A 549-nucleotide genomic window follows, 5' to 3' on the forward strand; every position below is an offset into this window, starting at 1 on the left:
GACCGGGTGTTCTCGTCCATCGATTACACCCTCGGCGCCAACGTCGAGAACCTGATTCTCACCGGTAGCGCCAACCTCAACGGCACTGGCAGCGCGGTGAGTAACCGGATGACCGGTAATGATGGATCCAACATACTTGATGGCGGCCTTGGTGCGGACACCCTGATCGGCGGCTTGGGCAACGACACCTATGTCGTTGACAACCTTGGCGACACCATCACCGAAGCCAGCACGCTGGCGAGCGAGATTGACACAGTACGTTCATCCGTAAACTGGACGTTGGGCGCCAATCTGGAAAACCTGTTTCTCACCGGCAGCGACAACCTGGATGCCGTTGGCAACACCCTGAACAACACGCTGGTCGGCAACAGCGGCAACAATGTCCTGAACGGTGGTGCCGGCGACGACACCATGGACGGCGGACTCGGTACCGACACCATGATCGGTGGCGACGGTGTCGACACTTACTACGTCGACAACGTCGGCGACGTCGTGATCGAAACCGATGCCTCGCTGACTGCACTCGACCGAGTGTTCTCGTCCATCGAC

At 59.2% G+C, this 549-nt stretch carries 1 protein-coding gene; it reads left to right on the top strand.

Features of this window, described 5'->3' with window-relative positions; translation table 11 throughout:
- Positions 1 to 549, top strand: a 549-nt coding sequence (locus tag ACP7EE_RS27600; RefSeq protein ID WP_426238175.1) for a calcium-binding protein, incomplete at both ends; no start/stop codon positions are given.

The sequence above is a fragment of the Pseudomonas sp. TWP3-2 genome (genome assembly GCF_049897765.1).
Classification (GTDB): Bacteria; Pseudomonadota; Gammaproteobacteria; order Pseudomonadales; family Pseudomonadaceae; genus Aquipseudomonas.